We start from the raw sequence: 21,365 nt of genomic DNA on the forward strand, positions 1-21,365 counted from the left end.
CCACCAATGAGCACCCCCCACGTCGTCGTGGTGATGGGCGTAGCAGGGACCGGCAAGACCACGATCGGCCCCCTGCTCGCAGCCGAACTCGGCGTTCCGTACGCCGAGGGCGACGACTTCCATCCCGCGGCGAACATCGCCAAGATGTCGGCCGGCACCCCGCTGGACGACGCCGACCGGTGGCCCTGGCTCGATGCGATCGGGCAGTGGGCGCACAACCGGGCCGGACTCGGCGGCGTCGTCAGCAGTTCGGCGCTGAAGCGGGTCTACCGCGACCGGCTGCGGGCCGAGGCCCCCGGGGCCGTCTTCCTCCATCTGACCGGCGACCGCGCCCTCATCGAGGAGCGGATGGCCGAGCGCAAGGGCCACTTCATGCCGACCGCACTGCTCGATTCGCAGTTCGCCACCCTGCAGCCGCTGCAGGACGACGAGGCCGGCGTCTCCGTCGATGTGTCCGGCACCCCCGAAGAAATCACCCAGCGAGCCGTCGCCGCGTTGCGCCGGCTCGAAGTCTAAGGATCATCACCGTGACCAGTCTCAGCGTCGAGATGCTGGCAGCGGACGCCGTCGAACCCATAACTTCGGCCGGTAACGCGCAGCTGGGCATCGCCGTTCTGGCGGGCATCGCCGTCATCGTTCTGCTCATCACCAAGTTCAAGTTGCATGCCTTCCTGGCGCTGACCATCGGATCGCTCGCGCTCGGCTCCTTCGCCGGCGCCGCTCCCGCCAAGACGATCGCCAGCTTCACCGCCGGCCTCGGCTCCACGGTCGCGGGCGTCGGTGTCCTGATCGCGCTCGGCGCCATTCTCGGCAAGCTGCTCGCCGACTCCGGCGGCGCTGACCAGATCGTCGACACGATCCTCGCGAAGGCGAGCGGCCGAACCATGCCGTGGGCCATGGTCCTGATCGCCTCGATCATCGGTCTGCCGCTCTTCTTCGAAGTCGGCATCGTGCTTCTGATCCCGGTTGTGCTGCTCGTCGCCAAGCGCGGCAACTACTCCCTGATGCGCATCGGCATCCCGGCGCTCGCCGGTCTCTCCGTGATGCACGGACTGATCCCGCCGCACCCCGGCCCGCTGGTCGCGATCGACGCCCTCGGCGCCAACCTCGGCGTCACGCTGGCGCTCGGTGTGCTGGTCGCCATCCCGACGGTGATCATCGCGGGCCCGGTCTTCTCCCGGTACGCCGCCCGCTGGGTGGACATCAAGGCGCCCGAGAAGATGATCCCGCAGCGCCCGTCCGAGGAGCTGGAGAACCGTCCCAGCTTCGGCGCCACGCTGGCGACCATCCTGCTGCCCGTCGTGCTGATGCTGGCCAAGGCCCTCGTCGACATCGTCGTGGACAACCCGGAGAACCACGTCCAGCGGGTCACCGATGTCATCGGCTCGCCGCTGATCGCTCTCCTCGCGGCCGTCATAGTCGGCATGTTCACGCTGGGCCGGGCCGCCGGCTTCACCAAGGCGCGGCTCTCCACCACCGTCGAGAAGTCCCTCGCCCCGATCGCGGGTGTGCTGCTGATCGTCGGGGCGGGCGGTGGCTTCAAGCAGACCCTCATCGACGCCGGTGTGGGCCAGATGATCCTGGACTTCTCCAAGGACTGGTCGATCCCGGCGCTCCTGCTGGGCTGGCTGATCGCCGTCGCGATCCGGCTCGCGACCGGCTCGGCGACCGTGGCCACGATCTCGGCGGCCGGCCTGGTCGCCCCGCTCGCCGCCGACATGTCGACGTCGCACGCGGCGCTGCTGGTCCTCGCCGTCGGTGCGGGATCGCTCTTCTTCAGCCACGTCAACGACGCCGGTTTCTGGCTGGTGAAGGAGTACTTCGGGATGAGCGTCGGCCAGACGGTGAAGACCTGGTCGGTGATGGAGACCATCATCTCCGTGGTCTCGCTGGCCTTCATCCTGCTGCTGTCGCTGATCCTCTAGCCGGACAGCCCCTGGCGACGCGCCGGATCATCGTCCGGCGCGTCGGCGGATTCACCCCACAGCGGGTGCTCGGTCCGCGCCCAATGGCGCTCGACCGACCCGGTGCGCATGCCACGGCGTGCCTCCGGGTCGGCGAGCGCCATTGCCATGTGTCCGGCCAGCACGATCCCGATCGCGAGCGCCAGCCAGTCGTGTACGAAGGTGGCGCCGGTACGCCACATCAGCGGGGCGAGACCGGTGAACCACATCAGCACCCCGGTGCCGATCATGACCAGCACGGCGCCCGCGATCCAGGCCGCGTACAGCTTCTGGCCCGCGTTGAACTTCCCGGCCGGGCGGGACCCGGGGCGGTGGTCACGGTGGCGTACCGCCCGTAGCCACACCCGGTCGTGCGGGCCGAACCGGTTGAGCCGGGACAGGTCGGCGCGCAGCGCCCGGGAGACGAGGCCGGCCAGCAGCGGTACGGGGATCAGCAGCCCGGACCATTGGTGCACGGTGACCACGAGATGGCGGCGGCCGACCAGTTCGGCGAGCTGGGGTACGTACAGGCAGGCCGCGGTCGCCACGCACACCAGCACCAGCCAGGCCGTGGTGCGGTGCACCCAGCGCTCCGCGCCGCTGAAGCGGCGCATCCGTGCGGCGGGATCAGCCGGTGGGGTCGTCGTCGCGGCCGTTGGACCGCCCGACCCAGGCATCGACGTCATATCCGAGTTCCTCCCAGTAGCCGGGCTTCACGGAGTCGGTGACGGTGATCCCGGAGAGCCATTTCGCCGACTTGTAGAAGTACATCGGGGCGACATAGAGGCGGACCGGACCGCCGTGCGAATGGGCCACCGGCTTGTCCTGCATGCGCAGCGCGACCAGCACATCGGGGCGCCGCGCCTGGTCGAGGGTGAGGCTCTCGCTGTACGTGCCGTCGAAGCAGGTGAAGCGGATCGCCTTCGCTTCGGGCCGCACCCCGGCCGCGTCGAGCAGAGCGGAGAGCCGGACGCCCTCGAACGGGGTCTCGGGGACCCGCCAGCCGGTGACGCACTGGACGTCGCGGACCAGCCTGGTCTGCGGCAGGGCGCGGAGCCGGTCCAGGGTGTACGTGGAGGGCCGGTCGACGAGGCCGTCGATCTTCAGCCGGTAGTCGGCGGCGCTCTTCCTCGGAACGGAGGAGGCGACGGAGTAGTAACGGAAGCCGCCGCCGTTGGGCAGCAGCCCGGTCAGGCCGGTGGGGTCCTTGTCGGCGACCGCGCCGAGCCCGGATTCCATCATCCGCTGGAGGGCGGGCGCCGCCACGACTGCGGCGGCGCCGAACCCGAGCATGGTCAGGACCAGGCGGCGGCCGACGGGTGTGCCTTCGGCATCGGGAGGGCGACTGTTCACCCGACCATTCGAACACCCGCAGCCGCCCGTCACCAGGGGCTGCGGGTGTCCGTCACACTTCGGTAAGGCGACCGGGCTCAGTGGTGGACCGCACCGCTCTCGGCCGCCTTCTCCAACTGGAACGCCTCGTTGCCCAGGCCGATCCTGGCGTGCACCTCCGGCTTCGCGGATCGCAGGACCGCGCCGTACACCAGCCCGACGACGAGCGAGGCGACGACAACGCCGGGCAGCACCCAGTTGAGCACCGAGCCCGGGCCCGAGCCGACCAGCACGTCGAAGTCGCGGACCGTGAAGACGGCGATCGCCAGCAACGCCACCCCGGCCAGACCGGAGGCGATCAGCCGCGGCAGCTGCGCCCGGCCCGCGCCGCGCTTCACGAAGAAGGCGATCACGGCGAAGGAGGCCGCGGCCATCAGCAGGATGACGCCGAGCGCGCCGACGTTGCCCATCCAGGTGAACAGGTGCAGCACGGGGGCGGTCGGGTCACCGACCGGGTTGTCGTCGGTGAACGCGAAGGCCAGCACGATGACCAGGGAGACGACGGACTGCAGGAGCGAGCCGGTGGCGGGGGCCCCGCTGGACTTGTTGGTACGGCCGAAGGCGGCGGGCAGCAGGCTCTCGCGGCCCATCGCGAACGCGTAGCGGGCGACGACGTTGTGGAAGCTGAGCAACGCGGCGAACATGCCGGTGACGAAGAGCACGTGCAGCACATCGGTGAAGGTCGTGCCGAGCCGTTCCTCGGTGAGACCGAACAGCAGCGCGGGCCCCTCCTTGAGCGAGCTGTCCGCGATGAACCCGGGGCCCGCGGCGACGGTCAGAGCCCAGGAGCTGAGCGCGAGGAACAGCGCGGCGTAGCCGACGGCGAGGAACATCACCCGGGAGACGACGATCTGCGGGCGGCTGGTCTCCTCCGCGTACACCGGGGCCTGCTCGAAGCCGACGAACGCGGCGATGCAGAAGCAGAGCGCGGTGCCGAGTCCGGCGCCGGTGAGGGTGTCGAGGTCGAAGGCGTGCAGGGACAGGCCCTCAGGTCCCGGCTTGGAGACGGCCGCGATGTCGAAGATCACGACGAGGGCGCATTCGACGACCAGCAGCACGCCGAGGACCTTGGCGTTGAGGTCGATCTTCAGCCAGCCGAGGACACCGACGACCAGTACGGCGACGGCGGCCGGTATCCACCAGGCGACGTCCATGTCCAGGTACGTGGAGAAGAGCCCGGAGACCTCGAATCCGAGGATGCCGTAGATGCCGACCTGCATGGCGCTGTACGCGACGAGCGCGACGAGCGAGGCCCCGGCGCCCGCGGTCGGGCCGAGTCCACGGGCGATGTACGCGTAGAAGGCACCGGCATTGTGGACGTGCCGGCTCATCTCCGCGTAGCCGAAGCTGAACAGCATCAGGACGACGCCGAGGATGACGTACAGCAGGGGCTGGCCCACGATGCCCATCACGCCGAAGACGGTGGGCATCACCCCGGCGACGACCATCAGGGGGGCGCTTGCGGCGAGCACCGAGAGCAGCAGCCCCGCGGTGCCGAGCCGGTCCGCACGCAAGGCCCGCTCCTCACCCTTGTAGGTGCTGATGCCGCCCGTATCGCCGGTCACGCCGGTCTCACTCGTTCTCGAACTGCCCGTCGACATGGCGGGGATGGTCCCTTCGTTGAGGAGAAACAGGTAAGAAACACTGGGAGTTGCACAGCAGCGGGTGGATCTGCGGCGGGTGACTCCTCAAGGCGTACCGAGCGCGGTGCCGCGCGCCGTGAGGAAGGCCTGGTACGGGTCCCGGCCGGAGTACGACCAGGGCGCGGCCGTCGCGTGGGGCCCGATGCGGAGGAAGAGGGCCGCGGCCTCGGCCGGCCTGCCCTCGCATACCTTGGCGTGGGCCAGGAAGTTGAGGTCGGCACAGTTGCGCGGGTGGTCCTCGCGCTCCCATTCCAGCCACCAGTCGAACGCGGCCTTCATCACCTGCCGGGCCCGCCGCCCCGACCAGTGCCCGGAGCGCACCGGGTCGTCGGACTCGCTGCCCGCGGCGACCAGGACGCGGTAGCGCTCGGCGTGGGCGACGACGGGGAGGACGGCGAGCGGCGAATCGGCGGGCGCCTGTTCGGCGGCCCAGGCGGCGAAGTCGTAGACCTCGTGCAGCGGGTCCTGGCCGCTGTCGGGGTGGTTCTCGGCGAGCCGGGCCGTCATCAGGTGATGCGCGTGGTGGTGGTCGGGGTGGCGGATGCGTACCGCGTCGAAGAGCTTCCCGGCCTCCTCCTGGGTGCCGTACGCACGGGCCAGCATCAGCTGTCCCAGCCAGGGCGTGGGATCGTCGGGGGCCAGTCGTGCCGCACGCAGACAGGCCTCGCGGGCCGCCTGGGGCGTGTCCTTGCCGTGCAGGGCGCGAACCACGGTGGCGCAGGCCAGCAGGGTGGCGGCGTCGGCGCTGTCGGGTTCGGCGAGCAGCCAGTCGCGGGCCCAGCCGGCGGCGGACGGAGTCTCGGCGAGGGCGACGACGCGATGGCCGCGGCGGTCCCAGTCGTTGCCGGTGCCGACCAGCAGCAAGCGGGCTCCGGTCCACCGTCCCTGGGTGAACTGCCCTCGTACCTCGCTGAGTTCGGTGTCGTCGAGCGCCGGGTCGAAGGGATGGCCGGAGCGTCCGCCCCGTCTTCGGGAGCGGCCCAGGGGAGGCGGGGGCGGGGACACCGCTGGCTTCCTTTGCGAAACGGGTACGCGCTGGTACGGGCTGGAAAGGACGGCGGTGGGAGCTGAGGTGGGAGCCGTGGTGCGCGGGCATTCCTGATCGCGGACAGCCAAGCGGTAGGCAAGGCTCCGCGTCAAGCGTTGACCTTGATCAACTGCATTCATTTACAGAAGAGTTGGCCGGAACCCGGCATTCATCAGCCCTCGTCACGTACGTGACGGGGCATGCCAGACTTGCGCCATGTCGAACCGTGAGCCTCTCAAGCCCTTTCTCCTCGCCTTTCCCGGGCCGCTGCGCGATCAGCTGGTGAGGGCGGTGCTCTCGGGCGCGAAGGTGTCGACGACGGGACTGCTGGCGGAGTACGAGGCGGAGAAGGAGGAGCTGCCTCCGGTGGGTGAGCGGTCGGCGGTGATCGACTCGTCCGGCCGGGAGGTCGCGGTGGTGGAGGTGACCGAGGTACGGATCCTGCGGCTCGGCGACATCGATCTCCAGCACGCGATCGACGAGGGCGAGGGCGACACCTCGGTGGCCGAATGGCGCGCGACCCATGAGCGGTTCTGGCAGGGCGAGGAGATGCGGGAGGCGCTCGGCGACCCGAAGTTCACGGTCGGCGACGACACACTGGTCGTCGCCGAACGATTCCGGGTCGTCGAGCTGCTCGTCCCCGTTCCCGGGGTGGAGGACCGGCCGGCCGGCGGTACGCAGGACTGACCTCCGCCCGGCCGCCGTCGAGGCACTGCGCATGGACCTGACGCGCCGCTGTGCGGACGGTCAGCAGAACCAGCCGTCCTGTACCCAGCCGTGACGGTTGATGTCTCCGTAGGCGAACCCGTACGCCCAGCCGCTCTGCTTGCTCTCCACCGTGAAGGTCTGGCCCTTGTAGAGGGTCCCCGTCCAGGCCCCGCCGGGGTCCGTGCGCACATACAGGTCCTGGGCGCACACGGTTTCACGCCGGCCGATGGTGCCGTTCGCGGCCTGGGCCGGACCGGCGGCCATGAGCAGGCCCGCGGTCAGGGCTCCCACGGCTGCGACTGCTCGGACGAAACGGAGTGCGGGCATGACGAATCCTTCCGGAGATCGGCGTGCGGGTATGACGTTCGGGACTGCGTCACCAGGAGCCGTAGCCGCCGAGGCATTCGTTGCGCACGTAGCCCCAGTCGCCCTTGCCGAAGTCGAAGGTGGCGGCCCAGCCGTTGTAGACGGGGTGGGCGCCGCGGGTGTGGCCGACCTTGTTGCCGTACCCCAGGACACGGATCAGTCCGGTGGGCCCGGAGGAACTGTCGTAGTTGGCGTAGAAGCTGGCGCTCTGACACACGATCACAGCATGCTCGGGCGGCACCACCGCCTGCGCCGGTGCCCCCAGGGCCAACACGGCGGCGGAGGCCGTGGCGACCAGCACCTTGGTCACGATCCTCATTGCTCATCCTCTCCTGTCACGTGGGAGGTCCGATCTGCGAACGGGGCTTCGTTCCGTGCGTGGACAGTGGAGCGTGGCGCTCGGCCCTCATACGAGGAGGCGCCGGTCGAGGTACGCGATCAGGATGACGCCCTGCGGTCTATGCGAGTAGATCCCGAGGAAAGACTTTACATGAACATGACATTTCAATCGCGCCGAAGGTGAGAGCGGTGACCACACGGCCGGCCGCAACCTCCGCGGACGGTCCTCAGCCGACCGCCTCCGCCGCGGCCCGGCCCGCCGCCCGCCCGGAGAAGATGCAGCCACCGAGGAACGTTCCTTCGAGCGAGCGGTAGCCGTGCACCCCGCCGCCGCCGAACCCTGCCGCCTCCCCCGCCGCGTACACACCGGGCAGGGGCGTACCGTCCTCGCTGAGAACCCGTGACGACAGGTCCGTCTCCAGGCCGCCGAGCGACTTCCGGGTCAGGATGTTGAGCCGTACGGCGATCAGCGGACCGGCCTCGGGGTCCAGGATGCGGTGCGGGGCCGCCGTACGGATCAGCTTGTCGCCGAGATAGGTGCGGGCGCCGCGGATCGCCGTTATCTGAAGGTCCTTGGTGAACGGGTTGGCCGTCTCGCGGTCCCGCGCGGTGATCTCGCGACGCAGCTCCGCCGCATCGATCAGTGGTTCGTCGGTGAGCGCGTTCATGCCGCGGACCAGCGATTCGAGGTCCTTCTCGACGACGAAGTCCACGCCGTTGTCCATGAACGCCTTCACCGGACCCGGCACGTCCGCACGCGCCCGGCCTATCACGCCCCGGATCGACTTGCCGGTCAGGTCGGGATTCTGCTCCGAGCCGGAGAGCGCGAACTCCTTGCCGATGATCCTCTGGTCGAGAACGAACCAGGTGTAGTCGTAGCCGGACTTCGTGATGTGCTCGAGGGTGCCGAGTGTGTCGAAGCCGGGGAAGAGCGGAACCGGCAGCCGCTTGCCCCGGGCGTCCAGCCAGAGCGAGGACGGTCCCGGCAGGATCCGGATGCCGTGCTTGGCCCAGATCGGGTTCCAGTTCTCGATGCCCTCGGTGTAGTGCCACATCCGGTCGCGGTTGATGTGGTGGCCGCCCGCTTCCTCGGTGATGCCGAGCATCAGCCCGTCGACGTGGGCGGGGACCCCGGAGAGCATCTTCGCGGGCGGGGTGCCGAGCCGTTCGGGCCACTGCTTGCGTACGAGGTCGTGGTTGCCGCCGATGCCGCCGGAGGTGACGATCACCGCCTGGGCCTTCAGCTCGAAGGCGCCGGTCGCCTCGCGGCTGCTCGCGGTGCCGCGCTGGGCGCCGCTCGGTTCGAGGAGTTCACCGGTCACCGTGTCGATCGCACCCGCGGTGCGGCCGAGGCCGGTGACCCGGTGGCGGAACCTCAGCTGTACGAGCCCCTTGGCGACGCCCTCGCGGACCCGGCGTTCGAAGGGGGCCACGACACCGGGGCCGGTGCCCCAGGTGATGTGGAAGCGGGGTACGGAGTTGCCGTGGCCGTTCGCGTCGTAGCCGCCACGTTCGGCCCAGCCGACGACGGGAAAGATCCGCAGCCCCTGGGCGTGCAGCCAGGACCGCTTCTCGCCGGCCGCGAAGTCGACGTACGCCTCGGCCCACTTCCGTGGCCAGTGGTCCTCCTTGCGGTCGAAACCCGCCGTACCGAGCCAGTCCTGGAGGGCCAGCTCGTGGCTGTCCTTGATCCGCATGCGGCGCTGCTCGGGCGAGTCGACGAGGAAGAGGCCGCCGAAGGACCAGTGCGCCTGGCCGCCGATCGACTGCTCGGGCTCCTGGTCGAGCAGGATCACCGTGCGGCCCGCGTCGACGAGCTCGGCGGTGGCCACAAGACCCGCGAGCCCTGCCCCGATCACGATCACATCAGCGTCGTACGCCATGGGTTCCATCCTTGTCGGGGAGTCGGGGAGTCTGGGTGAGCGGGGTGGGTCGGTGTCCGGAGGGAGCGCCGGAAGTTACTCGTGCGTCAGATCTTGGGCACCGGCCGCTGCGGCGTCAACCGCCCGGTCGGACGCGCTCCGGCCGCACCGTCCGCCCGGAGGCGCTATCGTCGAAACAAATCACCCTCTCCTGGCCGGACTTGAGGTAGAGAAGCGTGTCGGTGCTGGTGCTCGTACTCGCCGTGAGCGCCGCCTGCTGTCTGGGATTCGGCTTTGTCCTGCAGCAGGCCGCCGCCCGGCACGCCCCGAGGAGGGACTATCTGTCCCCCCGGCTGCTGCTCGACCTGATGCAGGTCCGGAGCTGGCTGGCCGGGATCGGCCTGATGGTCAGCGGCATGGCGCTGGGGGCACTGGCCCTGGGCAAGGGCGAGGTGTCCGTCGTAGAGCCTCTCCTGGCCACCAATCTGCTCTTCGCCATGGCCCTGTCACGCCATCGCACCGGCCAGCGGCTCGGCCGGCAGGGCTGGGCCGGGCTCTGGCTGCTGGCAGGCGGCGTCACCGCCTTCCTGCTGGGGGGCCGGCCGCAGGGCGGCGAGATGATCACGAACGCGCTGCGGCACTGGCTGGTGGTCGGCGTGGTCGTGGGTATGGCCCTGCTGCTCACCACCTTCGCCAAGCGCTCGCAGCAGGGAGCGGCCGCGGCGCTGCTCGCGGTGGCGGCCGGGCTGCTGTACGGCCTCCAGGACGCACTGACCCGGATGAGCGGGCAGCTGCTGTCGGACGGGGGGTGGACGACACTGCTGACGAGCTGGCAGCCGTACGCGGTGGTCGTGCTGGGTGTGACGGGCCTGATCCTGGTGCAGAGCGCCTTCGAGACGGCGCCGCTGCGGATGTCGCTGCCCGCACTGACCGCCGCCCAGCCGTTGGCCGGGATCGCCTGCGGGATCGGTTTCCTCGGCGACCAGGTGCGCACCGACACGGCTGCGCTGGCCTGGCAGGCGGCCGGGCTGGTGGCGATCGTCATCGGGATCGTGCTGCTGGGACTGCATCCGGCGATGCCGACGGGCCACGACCACCGCCGCCGGAAGCGCAGCCTGCAGCCGCACTGACCGGCGGATCGCCGGACGGGCGGATCGTGCGTCCACCCGCCCGGTGGCGCCCGGTCGGTGATCCCCGGCCCGGGAGCTGGGGTTGGATGGGCCGCATGACTGCTGCTGACGAAATTCTGGACATCGTCGACGAGAACGACGAGGTCGTCGGTCAGGCCCCGCGCGGTGAGGCGACCGCGCGGGGCCTGCGCCATCGCTGTGTCTTCATCGAGGCCAGGGATGCCGAGGGCCGGCTCTTCGTGCACCGCAGGACCCCGACCAAGCTGGTCTTTCCCTCGCACTACGACATGTTCGTCGGCGGGGTGGTCGGCGCGGGCGAGTCGTACGACGAGGCGGCGCTGCGCGAGGCCGAGGAGGAACTCGGTGTCACGGGGCTCCCCCGCCCCGAGCCGCTCTTCAAGTTCCTCTACGAGAGCGCGGAGCACACCTGGTGGTCGCACGTCTACCAGGTGCGGTGCGAGCTGCCGGTGAACCCGCAGGTGGAGGAGGTCGCCTGGCACACCTTCCTCAGCGATGACGAGCTGACGGAGCGGCTCGGCGACTGGGTGTGGGTGCCGGACGGACTGGAGACGTATCACCGGCTGCTGGAGTTCCGGGCAGGCCGGGCCCCGGCAGGCGACCGGCAGTGCGCTGGTTAGGGTTCGGGCGTGAACGACTTCGTACAAGGTCTGAGGCTGTGGTTCGCACCGGAGCGGATCCGTGACGAGGGCGACACCCCCGACTACCGCTTCTCGCTCGCCAACGAGCGCACCTTCCTCGCCTGGATCCGGACGGCTCTGGCGCTCATCGGCGGCGGCTTCGCCGTCGACCAGTTCCTGCCCGACCTGGCCTGGGGGGTCAGAGCGGGGCTGGCCCTCGCGCTGCTCGCGGCCGGTGTCCTGTGTGCGCTGCGGGCGGTCAACCACTGGGTGCGGTGCGAGCGGGCGATGCGGCGCGGCGAGGACCTGCCGGTCTCCCGCTTCCCGGCGCTGCTCGGCCTTGCGGTCGCCGTCGTCGCCGTCTCGATGGTGGTGGTGGTCGTCTTCGGCTGGGAGGCCCGTTGACGGCCGCCGTCCGGGACCCCGGACTGCAGCCCGAGCGGACCCGGCTGGCGTGGCGGCGTACCACCCTGTCGTGCACGGTGGTGGCTCTGCTGGCGGGCAAGCAGGCCCTGCACCACGGTGCGACCCCGGCCGGACTCGTCGCCCTGTCGCTGAGCGTGCTGGCCTGGCTGGGTTTTCTGCAGGTGTCGCACCGGCGGGTACGAGGGATGGGGATCGCTCAGCCGCGCCCCCTGTCGTCGCGTGGCGCGCTGACAGCGGCGGTGTGCACGGTGGCGCTCGCGGTGTTCGCAGCGGCGATGATCTTCTGAGGAGCGGTGCCGGGGCCGTCAGCTCTCCCAGGGGACGGTGACGACGATCTTCCCCCGGGTGCGCCCCTCCTCGTTCAGCCGGTAGGCGTCCGCGGCCTGTTCCAGCGGGAAGGTCCGGTCGACATGGACCGAGATGACGCCCTCCTCGGCCAGGGCGCTCAGCTCGGAGAGGTCGTCGGCGTCGGGCCGTACGAAGGCATAGCGGCCGCCGTACGAGAAGACCTCGCCGTCCGCGATGGACACCAGCCGGCCTCCGGGCTTCAGCACTTCCGCGGAGACGCGCAGGGCCTCGCCGCCGACGGTGTCGAAGGCGGCGTCGACCCCGTCGGGGGCCAGGGCCCGGATCCGGTCGGCGAGCCCTTCGCCGTACGCCACCGGTTCGCCGCCGAGCCGGCGCACATGGTCGTGGTTGTGCTCGCTGGCGGTGCCGATGACGCGGGCGCCCGCGTGCCGGGCGAGCTGGACGGCCAGTGAGCCCACCCCGCCCGCGGCCGCGTGGACCAGCACGGTGTCGCCGTCCTGGATCCGCAGCGAGCGGTGCAGCACCTGATAGGCGGTGAGCCCGGCCAGCGGCAGGCCCGCCGCCGCCTCGAAGCTCAGGCTCAGCGGTTTGCGGGCGAGGGTGCGGACGGGGGCGGCGACGTACTCGGCGAAGGTGCCGCGGGACAGGAAGTCCTCCCGGACATAGCCGATGACCTCGTCGCCGACGGCGAATTCGTCGACGGCGATCCCGGGCTGTACGACGACTCCGGAGACGTCCCAGCCGGGGATCACCGGAAAGACGGCCTCCAGTCCCGACTGGAGATGGCCCTCCCTGGCCTTCCAGTCGACCGGGTTGACCGCCGCTGCCCGCACCTTCACCAGCACAGTGTCCGGGCCGACCTTCGGGTCGGGCCGCTCGCCGTACTCCAGGACCTCGGCCCCGCCGTACCTGCTGTAGCTGATCGCCTTCATCATCCGACCTTCCGGGCTGCTCAGGCCGGACGCAACTCAGACGGTGGCGGCCGCGGACGGCGGCCGCGGCGTGGGCGCGCCGCGGCCGGGCGTCCGCCCCCGGACCGGGGCCGCGGTGGCGGCGTCCCGGCGCCTGGCCCGCCCCGCGCTCACCAGCGCGGGATGGTCGGCGTCACCCACTCCGGCTCGGCCTTGCGCATGGCCGCCGCGTCGTCGCGCTCGCGCATCGTGCCGTCGTCGGCGAGCCAGCGCCGGTGCAGTACCGCCAGGCGTTCCCGGTCGAGTTCGACACCGAGTCCCGGGGCGTCGGAGACGGTCAGCCGGCCGTCCTTGAACACATGACGGGTGGTGATGACGTCCTCGGTCTGCCACGGGTAGTGGCTGTCGCAGGCGTAGTCGAGGTTGGGGACGGTGGCCGCGACATGGGTCATCGCGGCGAGGCTGATCCCCAGGTGGGTGTTGGAGTGCATGGAGAGGCCGACTCCGAAGGTGCGGCAGATCGCGGCCAGCTCCCGGGTGCGGTGCAGGCCGCCCCAGTAGTGGTGGTCGGAGAGCACGACCTGGACGGCGCCGCGGGCGAAGGCCTCCGGGACCTCGGCGAGGGTCGTGACGCACATGTTCGTGGCGAGGGGTACGTCTGTGCCCGCGGCGACGGCGGCCATCAGGTCCGTGCCGGTCGCCGGGTCCTCCAGATATTCGAGTACGTCCTTCAGCTGCTCGGCGACGTACAGCGAGGTCTTGACGGACCAGGCGCCGTTCGGGTCCAGCCGCAGCGGCTGCCCGGGGAACGCCTCGGCGAGGGCGCGGATCGCGGCGATCTCCTGATCGGGTTCGAAGACGCCGCCCTTGAGCTTGAAGGAGGAGAAGCCGTACTCGCCGGCGAACCGGCGCGCCTGGGCGACGACTCCGGCCGGGTCGACGGCCGCACCCCAGTCGTCCTGTTCGCCGCCTTCGGGGTGGGCGGCCCAGCGGTAGAAGAGGTACGCGCTGTACTCGACGCTGTCTCGGACCTTGCCGCCGAGCAGCGCGTGCACGGGCAGGCCCAGGGACTTGCCCAGGGCGTCCAGGCAGGCGACCTCGAAGCCGGCGACGACGGAGAGCCGGAGCTTGTCGGCGGTCTGGACGCCGCGCAGCCCGCCGGCCTCCACGCGCTCGTCGGCGGCGCGTGAATCACCGCACACCTCCTCGGCGAGGGCGAAGAGGCCGTTCAGATCGCTGACCGAGCGGCCGACCAGGGCCCGGGCGAGCGGCTCGGCGAGTTCGAGGTACTTGCCGTCCCCGTAGGTCTCCCCGATGCCAGTCGTCCCACCGCGCGTGATGACCTCCACGACGAGCCGTGGGGTGTACGGCTGGTGGACACCCTGGGTGTTGAGCAGCGGCGGGTCGGCTATGAGGATCGGGGTCAGCCGGACTTCGTCGATCAGCAACGCAGGATTCATACGTGAACCATATTCAGGGACAGGACCAAGCGCCAGGGCCCGGGACCACTGGGGCCGTAGTCCGCACAGGGGAATCCCGGAGTTCACTGGACGACATACCGACTGGTCGGCATCATGAGCTTCGACGTCTTTTCACCCCGGAGGTGCGCACGATGAGCTCAGTCCACCCGCCAGGCCTCGATCTGGACCGGCTCCGCGGACATCTCGACCGCGAGCGGCCGGGTCTGGTGAGCGGACCGCTCGAAGCCCGCCTCATCGAGGGCGGTCGCTCCAATCTGACGTACATCGTCACGGACGGCACCGGCCACTGGGTCGTCCGCCGGCCGCCGCTCGGCCATGTCCTCGCCACCGCGCACGACATGAAGCGCGAGCACCGGGTGATCAGCGCACTGCATCCGACCGCCGTGCCGGTGCCCGAGCCGGTGCTGCTCTGTGAGGACGACTCCGTCATCGGGTCGCCGTTCTACCTCATGGAGTACGTCGAGGGGACCCCGTACCGCACCGCCGAGCAGCTCGCTCCGCTCGGCTCCGAGCGCACCCGGGCAGCCGTCCTCGGGCTGGTCGACACGCTGGTGGAACTGCACGCGGTGGACCCCGAGTCGGTGGGGCTCGGCGACTTCGGACGTCCCGAGGGCTTCCTCGACCGGCAGCTGCGCCGCTGGGGCAAGCAACTGGACGCCTCCCGCAACCGCGAGCTGCCCGGTATCGACGAGCTGCACGCCGCGCTCGGGCGCGAGCTGCCCGCATCCCCCGCGCCCACCGTCATCCACGGCGACTACCGCCTGGACAACGTGCTGATCGGCTCGGACGACGAGATCAAGGCCGTCCTCGACTGGGAGATGTCGACACTCGGCGACCCCCTGACCGACCTCGGCCTCCTGGTGATGTACAGCTCCGATCTCGGTCTGCCCAAGTCCCCTGTGTCCACCACCAGCGGCGCGGCCGGCCACCCGGCTCCCGCCGAACTGATCGAGCGCTACGCCGCCCGCTCCGGCCGGGACACCTCCGCCATCTCCTGGTACACGGCGTTCGCGTGGTTCAAGCTCGCCGTGATCCTGGAGGGCATCCACTACCGCTACACCCTCGGCCAGACGGTCGGCGCCGGCTTCGACCGGATCGGCGACCTCGTCCCCGTCTTCATCGAGCACGGCCTCACCACCCTTCAGGAAGGCTGATCAGCCCATGGATTTCGCATTCGACGCCCGCACGGAAGAGCTGCGCACCAAGCTGCTCGCCTTCATGGACGAGCATGTCCTCCCGGCCGAGAAGATCGCGGACGAGCAGCGCGCGCTGCTCGCCTCCCCGTGGGACACCCCGCAGGTCGTCGAGGACCTGAAGGCGGAGGCGCGCAAGCAGGGCCTCTGGAACCTTTTCCTGCCCGACGCGGAGTACGGCGCCGGGCTGACCAACCTCCAGTACGCTCCGCTCGCCGAAATCACCGGCCGGTCCCCTCAGTTGGCGCCCACCGCACTGAACTGCGCGGCGCCGGACACCGGGAACATGGAGGTGCTCTTCCAGTTCGGAACGGAGGAGCAGAAGAAGCAGTGGCTGGAGCCGCTGCTCGCCGGTGAGATCCGGTCGGCGTTCGCCATGACGGAGCCCGAGGTGGCCTCGTCGGACGCGACGAACATCGAGACCCGGATCGTGCGGGACGGTGACGACTACGTCATCAACGGCCGTAAGTGGTACATCTCGGGGGCGATGAACCCGGACTGCCGGATCTTCATCGTGATGGGCAAGACCGATCCGGACGGCTCCGACATCCGCCGCCAGCAGTCGATGATCCTGGTCCCGCGCGACACGCCCGGCCTCGAAGTGCGGCGCGCGATGCAGGTGTACGGGTACGAGGACCACTACCACGGTGGTCACGCGGAAGTCGTGTTCACCGATGTGCGGGTGCCCGCCGCGAACCTGATCGGCGAGGAGGGCGGTGGCTTCGCCATCGCCCAGGCGCGGCTCGGACCGGGCCGGATCCACCACTGCATGCGGCTGATCGGGATGGCCGAGCGGGCCATCGAGCTGATGTGCAGGCGGGCGGTGTCCCGTACGGCCTTCGGCAAGCCGCTCGCCCAGCAGGGCGTCGTGCAGAACTGGATCGCGGACGCGCGGGTCACGGTGGAGCAGCTGCGGCTGCTGGTGCTGAAGACGGCGTGGCTGATGGACACGGTCGGCAACCGGGGCGCCCACACGGAGATCCAGGCCATCAAGATCGCCACCCCGCGCGCGGTGGTCGACATCCTCGACCAGGCGGTGCAACTGCACGGTGCGGGCGGCGTGAGCCAGGACTTCCCGCTGGCGGAACTGTGGGCGGCGGCGCGGACGCTGCGACTGGCCGACGGGCCCGACGAGGTGCACCAGAGGTCGCTGGCGCGGCGCGAGATCAAGCAGTACCTGTAGGCGGTGGCCGGGGCGGGCGGTGGCCGGGGCGGGCGGTGACCGGGTGCGCCCGGTTGCCGCCTCAGTCCTGGAACGCCGCAGGGACTCGATCGTGGGTGCCCCTCGGGCATCACAGGACCGTCCGGCGACGGAGGGCGAACGGGTCGGCCACGAGCGGGGAGAACCGGGCCCGCCCGGCGAGTGCGGACGGAGCGGCAACCACCGCGCCCCGGTGCCTACGGTCGCAGCGCGCGCAGCAGCAGGTCGGCCAGATGGTCGGCGACCTCCTGCTGGCTGAGCGGGCCGTCCGGGCGGTACCACGTCGACAGGTGGTGCACCGAGCCGAAGTGGTAGTCCACCACCAGATCCGCCGGCGTCGCCGTCGAGAACACCCCGCTCTGCTGCCCCTCTTCGACCAGCGCCCGGAACCGCTCGTGGTAGCGGCGCCGCTCCACCCGTACCTGCTTGTTCTTCTCCGGGCTCAGATGGTGCATGGACCGGAAGAAGATCGACGCGTCGTCGAGATTCTCGATCGTCGTGACGACGACATCCGCCGCCGCGTCCCGCAGCCGCTGCTCGACCGGCGCCTCGGCATCGGCGAAGGCGTCGAGCCGCTCCTGCTGGAGCCGCAGCACCCGGGCGTAGACCTCCTGGAGGAGATCCTCCTTGGACCCGAAGTAGTGGTACAGCGCCCCCTTGGTGACGCCCGCCGCCTCGACGATCTCCTGGACCGACGTGCGGTCGTACCCCTGCTCGGCGAAGAGCCGGGTGGCGGCGGCCAGCAGCCGCTGCGGGACCGGGGCATCGTTCCCGTCCGTCGTTCTGGCCATTGCCGCCACCTGCCTTCCGTACGATGTATCCGCTGCTCTACTGCGCTGAACGCAGTTCCCGCCTGAGGATCTTCCCACTTGCCGTCTTCGGGAGTTCAGCCAGGATCTCGACCTCGCGCGGGTACTTGTAGGCGGCGAGCCGCTCCTTGCAGTACGCGCCCAGCTCTCCGGGCTCGACCACCGCACCGGGCCGCAGGCTGACGTACGCCCGGACGGTCTCCCCGCGGTAGGCGTCGGGGACGCCGACGACGGCCGCCTCCCGTACCGCCGGGTGGGTGTAGAGGACATCTTCCACCTCGCGCGGCCAGACCTTGAAGCCGGAGGCGTTGATCATGTCCTTCTTGCGGTCGACGACGTACAGCCAGCCGTCGCGGTCCATGAAGCCGATGTCGCCCGTCCGCAGCTCACCGTCCGGGAAGGCGGCGGCGGTGGCGTCGGGCAGCCGCCAGTAGCCGGAAACGACCTGGGGGCCGCGGACGGCGATCTCGCCCTGTTCGCCGAACGGCACCTCGTCGCCGTTCTCGTCCAGGATCCGGACGATTGTGTCCGGGCCGGGAACGCCGACGGAGAGCGTCCCGGAGACCGGGTCGACGGGCGCTTCCCGCTCGGGCGGTACGGAGGCGCAGGGCGCCGTGCATTCGGTGAGGCCGTAGCCGTTGCGGATGTACGGGCCGAAGCCCGCACGGAACTTCTCCACGAGCGCGGGCGGCAGCGGTGCACCGCCGGAGGAGATCACCTCGAACGAGGCGAAGTGCTCACGGGTCACATCGGGGTGAGCGGCGAGCGCCATGAAGGCGGTCGACGGGCCGACCGTGTACGCGGGGCGGTGCTCGGCGAACGCGTCGAGGACCACACCGGGGTGGAAGCGGTACGCGAGGACGAGGGTGCCCGCGTTGGTGAGACAGGCGGCCAGCTGGCACACCATGCCGGTGATGTGGAAGAGCGGGGCGAGCGCGAAGTACGAGGATCCCTCGGCGACCGGGTGTCCGGTTCGCTGGCGCTCGGCGTTGACCATGATGTTGCCGTGGGAGTTCATGGCGCCCTTGGGGGTGCCGCTGGTCCCGGAGGTGTAGCTGATCAGTGCCACATCGGCGGCGGTGAGTTCACGGCCTTCGGGGGCGGCGAGCCCGCGGCGGGCGACGGCCACCAGGTCGTCGGCGTCCTCGGGGGCCGGCAGCCGCTCGAAGTCCAGGACCCGGTCGTCGTTCTGGCTCTGGAGGTCGAGCTCACAGGCGGTGACGGCGATCCTTACGGCCGGGGCGGCGGCCGCGGTGTCCCGCAGATACGACTCCCACGCCCGGTCCGCGCAGATCAGCGCGGTGACCTCGGCGTCCTTCAGTACATGGCCGACCTCGCCGGACTTGTACATCGGGTTGAGCGGGACGACGGTCGCCCCCGCCTTCCAGGCGCCGAGGAGGGCGAGTACGAACTGCGGGGAGTTCTGCAGCATGATCGCGACCCGGTCACCGCGCTCCAGGCCCTTCGAGGCGAGATGACCGGCCACCGAGTCGGAGAGCGCATCGGTCTCGCGGTAGCTGAGGCGCCCGTCGAAGTAGGCGAGCGCCGGGTGCTCGGGGGCGCGGGCGACGGAGGCGCGAAAGGCGTGCACCAAGGTCTCGGCGGGGCTGACGGGGGCCCGCTGGGCCTCGCTGAGCAGGGAGATCCAGGGCTTTGCCGCGTAGCCGGACCCGGTGGCGGCGTCGGTGTCGGACTCGGTCATGCGCCGGTCTCCTCCCACTTCTGCTGAAGGTGGTTCATGTTGGCGAGCCAGTGGTCGGTGTCCTTGGTGCGCGCCCGGTAGTACCCGGCGACCTCGGGGTGCGGCAGGACGAGGAAGCGGTCCTCGGCCATGGCGTCGAAGAGCGCGTCGGCGACGGCCTCCGGCTCGATGGCGCTGGGGGCGAGCACGAGCTCACCGGCCGAACCGGCGGCGGTGAGCATGTCCGTACGTACGCCCTGCGGGCAGATCGCGTGGACCTTGACGCCGCGGTGGCGGTAGGTCAGCGAGAGCCACTCGGCGAAGGCGACGACCCCGTGCTTGGTGACGCTGTACGGCGCCGCGCCGATCATCGTGAGCAGACCGGCCGCGGACGCGGTGGAGACGAACCGGCCGCTGCCGCGCTCCAGCCAGTCCGGCAGCAGCGCCCTGGCCGCGCGGACGTGGGCCATCACATTGACGTCCCAGGCGGCTGCCCAGACCTCCTCGTCGGCGAAGACGTCGCCGGGCGAGGCAAGGCCCGCGTTGGCGCAGTAGATGTCGACGGTGCCGTCCAGGGCGTCCCGGGCGGCGTCCACGATCCGTGAGGCATCACCGGCGACGGCGGTGCCGCCGATCTCCTCGGCAAGCGTCTTGATCCGGGCCTCGTCGAGGTCGTTGACGACGACCCTGGCACCTTCCGCGGCGAATCTGCGGGCCAGAGCGGCGCCGATGCCGCCTCCGGCTCCGGTGACCACCACGCCCGCGCCCTGCACCGTACTCATCGGGTCCCGCCTCTCTCAGCCGACTTCTCCAGCAGACTAACCAGTCGGTATGTCCTCGGGGAAGGGGGTCGGCCCGGGTTGTCGCCACTCCTGTCCCAGCAGTCGCGTCCGGCACGTTCCACGGAGCGCTTGAGCGCGCTAGCGTGCGTGACCATGACAGTCGGAGCGATCATGGAGGTAGCCGAATGAGCCTGTCCAGACGTGGTTTGCTGGCCGCCGGCAGTGCGGTGGGAGCCCTCGCGGCGACCACTGCGGGAACCGGGACCGCGGCAGCGGGACCCCTGGCCGGGAAGGGGAACGGCGCCGGGCGGAACCGGCTCCTCACCGGCTTCGACCGGCTGGCCGCGGACGGCTACGCACTGCTGAAGGGGCAGAAGGTCGGGGTCGTCACCAACCCGACCGGGATCACCTCCGATGTGCGCCACATCGTCGATGTGATGCACCCGGACGAACGGGTCGACCTGGTCGCGGTCTTCGGACCCGAGCACGGCTTCCGCGGCACCGCTCAGGCGGGCGGCTCCGAGGGGCGGTACGACGACCCGGCGACCGGACTCCCCGTCTACGACACGTACTTGAAGAGCGGGCAGCCGCTCGCCGATGTCTTCACCGCGTCCGGCGTGGACACGATCGTCTTCGACATCCAGGACGCGGGCGCACGCTTCTACACGTACATCTGGACGCTGTACGACTGCATGGAGGCGGCGGCGCTCGCGGGCAAGCGGTTCGTCGTGCTGGACCGGCCGAACCCGGTGACCGGGCGGGCGGCGCTCGGACCGGTCCTCGATCCGGCGTTCTCGACCTTCGTGGGGCGCCGGGAGATCGCGCAGGCGCACGGCATGACGGTCACGGAGCTCGCGCTGCTCTTCAACGCGGAGTTCCTGGCCGAGCAGCCGGTCGAACTGGACATCGTGAAGATGTCGGGATGGCGGCGCTCGGACTTCTTCGACGAGACCGGACTGCCGTGGGTGCCGCCGAGCCCCAACATGCCGACGCCGGACACCGCACTGGTGTACTCCGGGACCTGCCTCTTCGAGGGCACGAACCTCTCCGAGGGGCGCGGCACCACGCGGCCGTTCGAACTGCTCGGCGCGGAGGGCATCGACCACCGGTGGGCGGCGGCCGCGAACGCGCTCGACCTGCCCGGAGTCGCGTTCCGTGAGGCGTACTTCGCACCGACGTTCTCCAAGTTCCAGGGGAAGACGGTCGGCGGCGTGCAGCTGCATGTGCAGGACCGGGAGGTCTTCGACCCGGTACGCACGGGGATCGCTCTCCTGGTGACGGCGAAGCAGACCTGGAGCGGGTTCGCGTGGCGCTCGGACAACTGGATCGACAAGCTCACCGGCAACACGCGGGTCCGCACGATGATCGACTCGGGCGCGGACACGGATGAGGTGGTGGGGGCCTGGGAGGCGGATCTCGCCGCGTTCCGGGCGGTACGCAAGAGGTACCTGCAGTACCGGTGAGTCGGACCGGGCGGGTCCGGGAGTTCGGACCCGCCCGGCGAACCGGTGCCCCCGGGCACCG

At 70.5% G+C, this 21,365-nt stretch carries 22 protein-coding genes; 10 read left to right on the top strand and 12 right to left on the bottom strand.

Features of this window, described 5'->3' with window-relative positions:
• The first annotated feature begins 6 nt into the window (after positions 1–6).
• On the top strand, positions 7–516 hold the full coding sequence (locus ACFYP5_RS14755) for a gluconokinase (protein ID WP_389035114.1): 510 nt from the start codon (positions 7–9) through the stop codon (positions 514–516).
• Positions 517–527: 11 nt separating this feature from the next.
• A complete protein-coding gene (locus ACFYP5_RS14760; RefSeq protein ID WP_389035117.1) occupies positions 528–1,925 on the top strand; it encodes a gluconate:H+ symporter in 1,398 nt (465 codons plus the stop codon).
• Here the strand turns inward: ACFYP5_RS14760 and ACFYP5_RS14765 are convergent.
• The 4 genes from ACFYP5_RS14765 to ACFYP5_RS14780 all read right to left on the bottom strand — a co-directional run bounded on the left by ACFYP5_RS14765 (position 1,922) and on the right by ACFYP5_RS14780 (position 5,983).
• A complete protein-coding gene (locus ACFYP5_RS14765; protein ID WP_389035120.1) occupies positions 1,922–2,557 on the bottom strand; it encodes a cytochrome b/b6 domain-containing protein in 636 nt (211 codons plus the stop codon). The two genes, ACFYP5_RS14760 and ACFYP5_RS14765, sit on opposite strands and share 4 nt — an antisense overlap.
• A gap of 13 nt (positions 2,558–2,570) precedes the next feature.
• Positions 2,571–3,236, bottom strand: a complete 666-nt coding sequence (locus ACFYP5_RS14770) for a molybdopterin-dependent oxidoreductase (RefSeq protein WP_389035350.1) — start codon at positions 3,234–3,236, stop codon at positions 2,571–2,573.
• Between the two features lie 137 nt (positions 3,237–3,373).
• Complete coding sequence (locus ACFYP5_RS14775; protein WP_389035123.1) at positions 3,374–4,936, bottom strand: APC family permease; 1,563 nt, start codon at positions 4,934–4,936, stop codon at positions 3,374–3,376.
• A gap of 87 nt (positions 4,937–5,023) precedes the next feature.
• Positions 5,024–5,983: a hypothetical protein gene (locus tag ACFYP5_RS14780; protein WP_389035125.1), complete on the bottom strand. Its 960-nt coding sequence runs from the start codon at positions 5,981–5,983 to the stop codon at positions 5,024–5,026.
• Between the two features lie 238 nt (positions 5,984–6,221).
• Here ACFYP5_RS14780 and ACFYP5_RS14785 point away from each other — a divergent pair, with 238 nt between their 5' ends.
• Complete coding sequence (locus ACFYP5_RS14785) at positions 6,222–6,692, top strand: ASCH domain-containing protein (protein ID WP_389035128.1); 471 nt, start codon at positions 6,222–6,224, stop codon at positions 6,690–6,692.
• Between the two features lie 60 nt (positions 6,693–6,752).
• Here ACFYP5_RS14785 and ACFYP5_RS14790 read toward each other — a convergent pair whose 3' ends face one another.
• The 3 genes from ACFYP5_RS14790 to ACFYP5_RS14800 form a co-directional block, all read right to left on the bottom strand.
• The gene (locus ACFYP5_RS14790; RefSeq protein WP_389035131.1) at positions 6,753–7,040 is read right to left on the bottom strand and encodes a hypothetical protein; all 288 of its coding nucleotides are present in this window, start codon (positions 7,038–7,040) and stop codon (positions 6,753–6,755) included.
• Positions 7,041–7,089: 49 nt separating this feature from the next.
• A complete protein-coding gene (locus tag ACFYP5_RS14795; RefSeq protein ID WP_389035133.1) occupies positions 7,090–7,398 on the bottom strand; it encodes a hypothetical protein in 309 nt (102 codons plus the stop codon).
• A gap of 247 nt (positions 7,399–7,645) precedes the next feature.
• Entirely contained in the window at positions 7,646–9,301 is a 1,656-nt protein-coding gene (locus ACFYP5_RS14800) for an FAD-binding dehydrogenase (protein ID WP_389035135.1), read from the bottom strand.
• Between the two features lie 215 nt (positions 9,302–9,516).
• On the opposite strand from ACFYP5_RS14800, the gene ACFYP5_RS14805 reads away from it, so the two are divergent.
• The 4 genes from ACFYP5_RS14805 to ACFYP5_RS14820 all read left to right on the top strand — a co-directional run bounded on the left by ACFYP5_RS14805 (position 9,517) and on the right by ACFYP5_RS14820 (position 11,761).
• Positions 9,517–10,410 (top strand): DMT family transporter, encoded by an 894-nt coding sequence (locus tag ACFYP5_RS14805; protein WP_389035137.1) that lies wholly within the window; start codon positions 9,517–9,519, stop codon positions 10,408–10,410.
• A 95-nt stretch (positions 10,411–10,505) separates the two neighbouring features.
• A complete protein-coding gene (locus tag ACFYP5_RS14810; RefSeq protein WP_389035139.1) occupies positions 10,506–11,048 on the top strand; it encodes an NUDIX domain-containing protein in 543 nt (180 codons plus the stop codon).
• 9 nt (positions 11,049–11,057) lie between these two features.
• Positions 11,058–11,453, top strand: a complete 396-nt coding sequence (locus tag ACFYP5_RS14815; protein ID WP_389035140.1) for a YidH family protein — start codon at positions 11,058–11,060, stop codon at positions 11,451–11,453.
• Complete coding sequence (locus ACFYP5_RS14820; protein WP_389035142.1) at positions 11,450–11,761, top strand: DUF202 domain-containing protein; 312 nt, start codon at positions 11,450–11,452, stop codon at positions 11,759–11,761. Before ACFYP5_RS14815 ends, ACFYP5_RS14820 begins: the two co-directional genes overlap by 4 nt.
• An 18-nt stretch (positions 11,762–11,779) precedes the next feature.
• Here the strand turns inward: ACFYP5_RS14820 and ACFYP5_RS14825 are convergent, their stop codons facing one another.
• Together ACFYP5_RS14825 and ACFYP5_RS14830 are read right to left on the bottom strand one after the other, a co-directional pair.
• Complete coding sequence (locus ACFYP5_RS14825; RefSeq protein ID WP_389035352.1) at positions 11,780–12,715, bottom strand: NADP-dependent oxidoreductase; 936 nt, start codon at positions 12,713–12,715, stop codon at positions 11,780–11,782.
• A 149-nt stretch (positions 12,716–12,864) separates the two neighbouring features.
• The gene (locus ACFYP5_RS14830; protein WP_389035143.1) at positions 12,865–14,154 is read right to left on the bottom strand and encodes a glucarate dehydratase family protein; all 1,290 of its coding nucleotides are present in this window, start codon (positions 14,152–14,154) and stop codon (positions 12,865–12,867) included.
• A 152-nt stretch (positions 14,155–14,306) separates the two neighbouring features.
• Between ACFYP5_RS14830 and ACFYP5_RS14835 the strand changes: the two genes are divergently transcribed.
• Entirely contained in the window at positions 14,307–15,329 is a 1,023-nt protein-coding gene (locus ACFYP5_RS14835; protein WP_389035145.1) for a phosphotransferase family protein, read from the top strand.
• 7 nt (positions 15,330–15,336) lie between these two features.
• Complete coding sequence (locus ACFYP5_RS14840) at positions 15,337–16,551, top strand: acyl-CoA dehydrogenase family protein (protein WP_389035147.1); 1,215 nt, start codon at positions 15,337–15,339, stop codon at positions 16,549–16,551.
• 215 nt (positions 16,552–16,766) lie between these two features.
• Here the strand turns inward: ACFYP5_RS14840 and ACFYP5_RS14845 are convergent, their stop codons facing one another.
• Genes ACFYP5_RS14845 through ACFYP5_RS14855 form a run of 3 tightly spaced genes read right to left on the bottom strand, consistent with a single transcriptional unit; the run spans position 16,767 to position 19,841 of the window.
• On the bottom strand, positions 16,767–17,360 hold the full coding sequence (locus tag ACFYP5_RS14845) for a TetR/AcrR family transcriptional regulator (RefSeq protein ID WP_030918241.1): 594 nt from the start codon (positions 17,358–17,360) through the stop codon (positions 16,767–16,769).
• Between the two features lie 37 nt (positions 17,361–17,397).
• A complete protein-coding gene (locus ACFYP5_RS14850) occupies positions 17,398–19,080 on the bottom strand; it encodes an AMP-binding protein (RefSeq protein ID WP_389035150.1) in 1,683 nt (560 codons plus the stop codon).
• A complete protein-coding gene (locus tag ACFYP5_RS14855) occupies positions 19,077–19,841 on the bottom strand; it encodes an SDR family oxidoreductase (protein ID WP_326602737.1) in 765 nt (254 codons plus the stop codon). The genes ACFYP5_RS14850 and ACFYP5_RS14855 overlap by 4 nt, the downstream gene beginning before the upstream one ends.
• A 185-nt stretch (positions 19,842–20,026) precedes the next feature.
• On the opposite strand from ACFYP5_RS14855, the gene ACFYP5_RS14860 reads away from it, so the two are divergent.
• Entirely contained in the window at positions 20,027–21,304 is a 1,278-nt protein-coding gene (locus ACFYP5_RS14860) for an exo-beta-N-acetylmuramidase NamZ domain-containing protein (RefSeq protein ID WP_389035152.1), read from the top strand.
• The last annotated feature ends 61 nt before the right edge of the window (positions 21,305–21,365 follow it).

Origin of the sequence: Streptomyces sp. NPDC005262, assembly GCF_042872425.1 — a bacterium.
Lineage (GTDB): Bacteria > Actinomycetota > Actinomycetes > Streptomycetales > Streptomycetaceae > Streptomyces.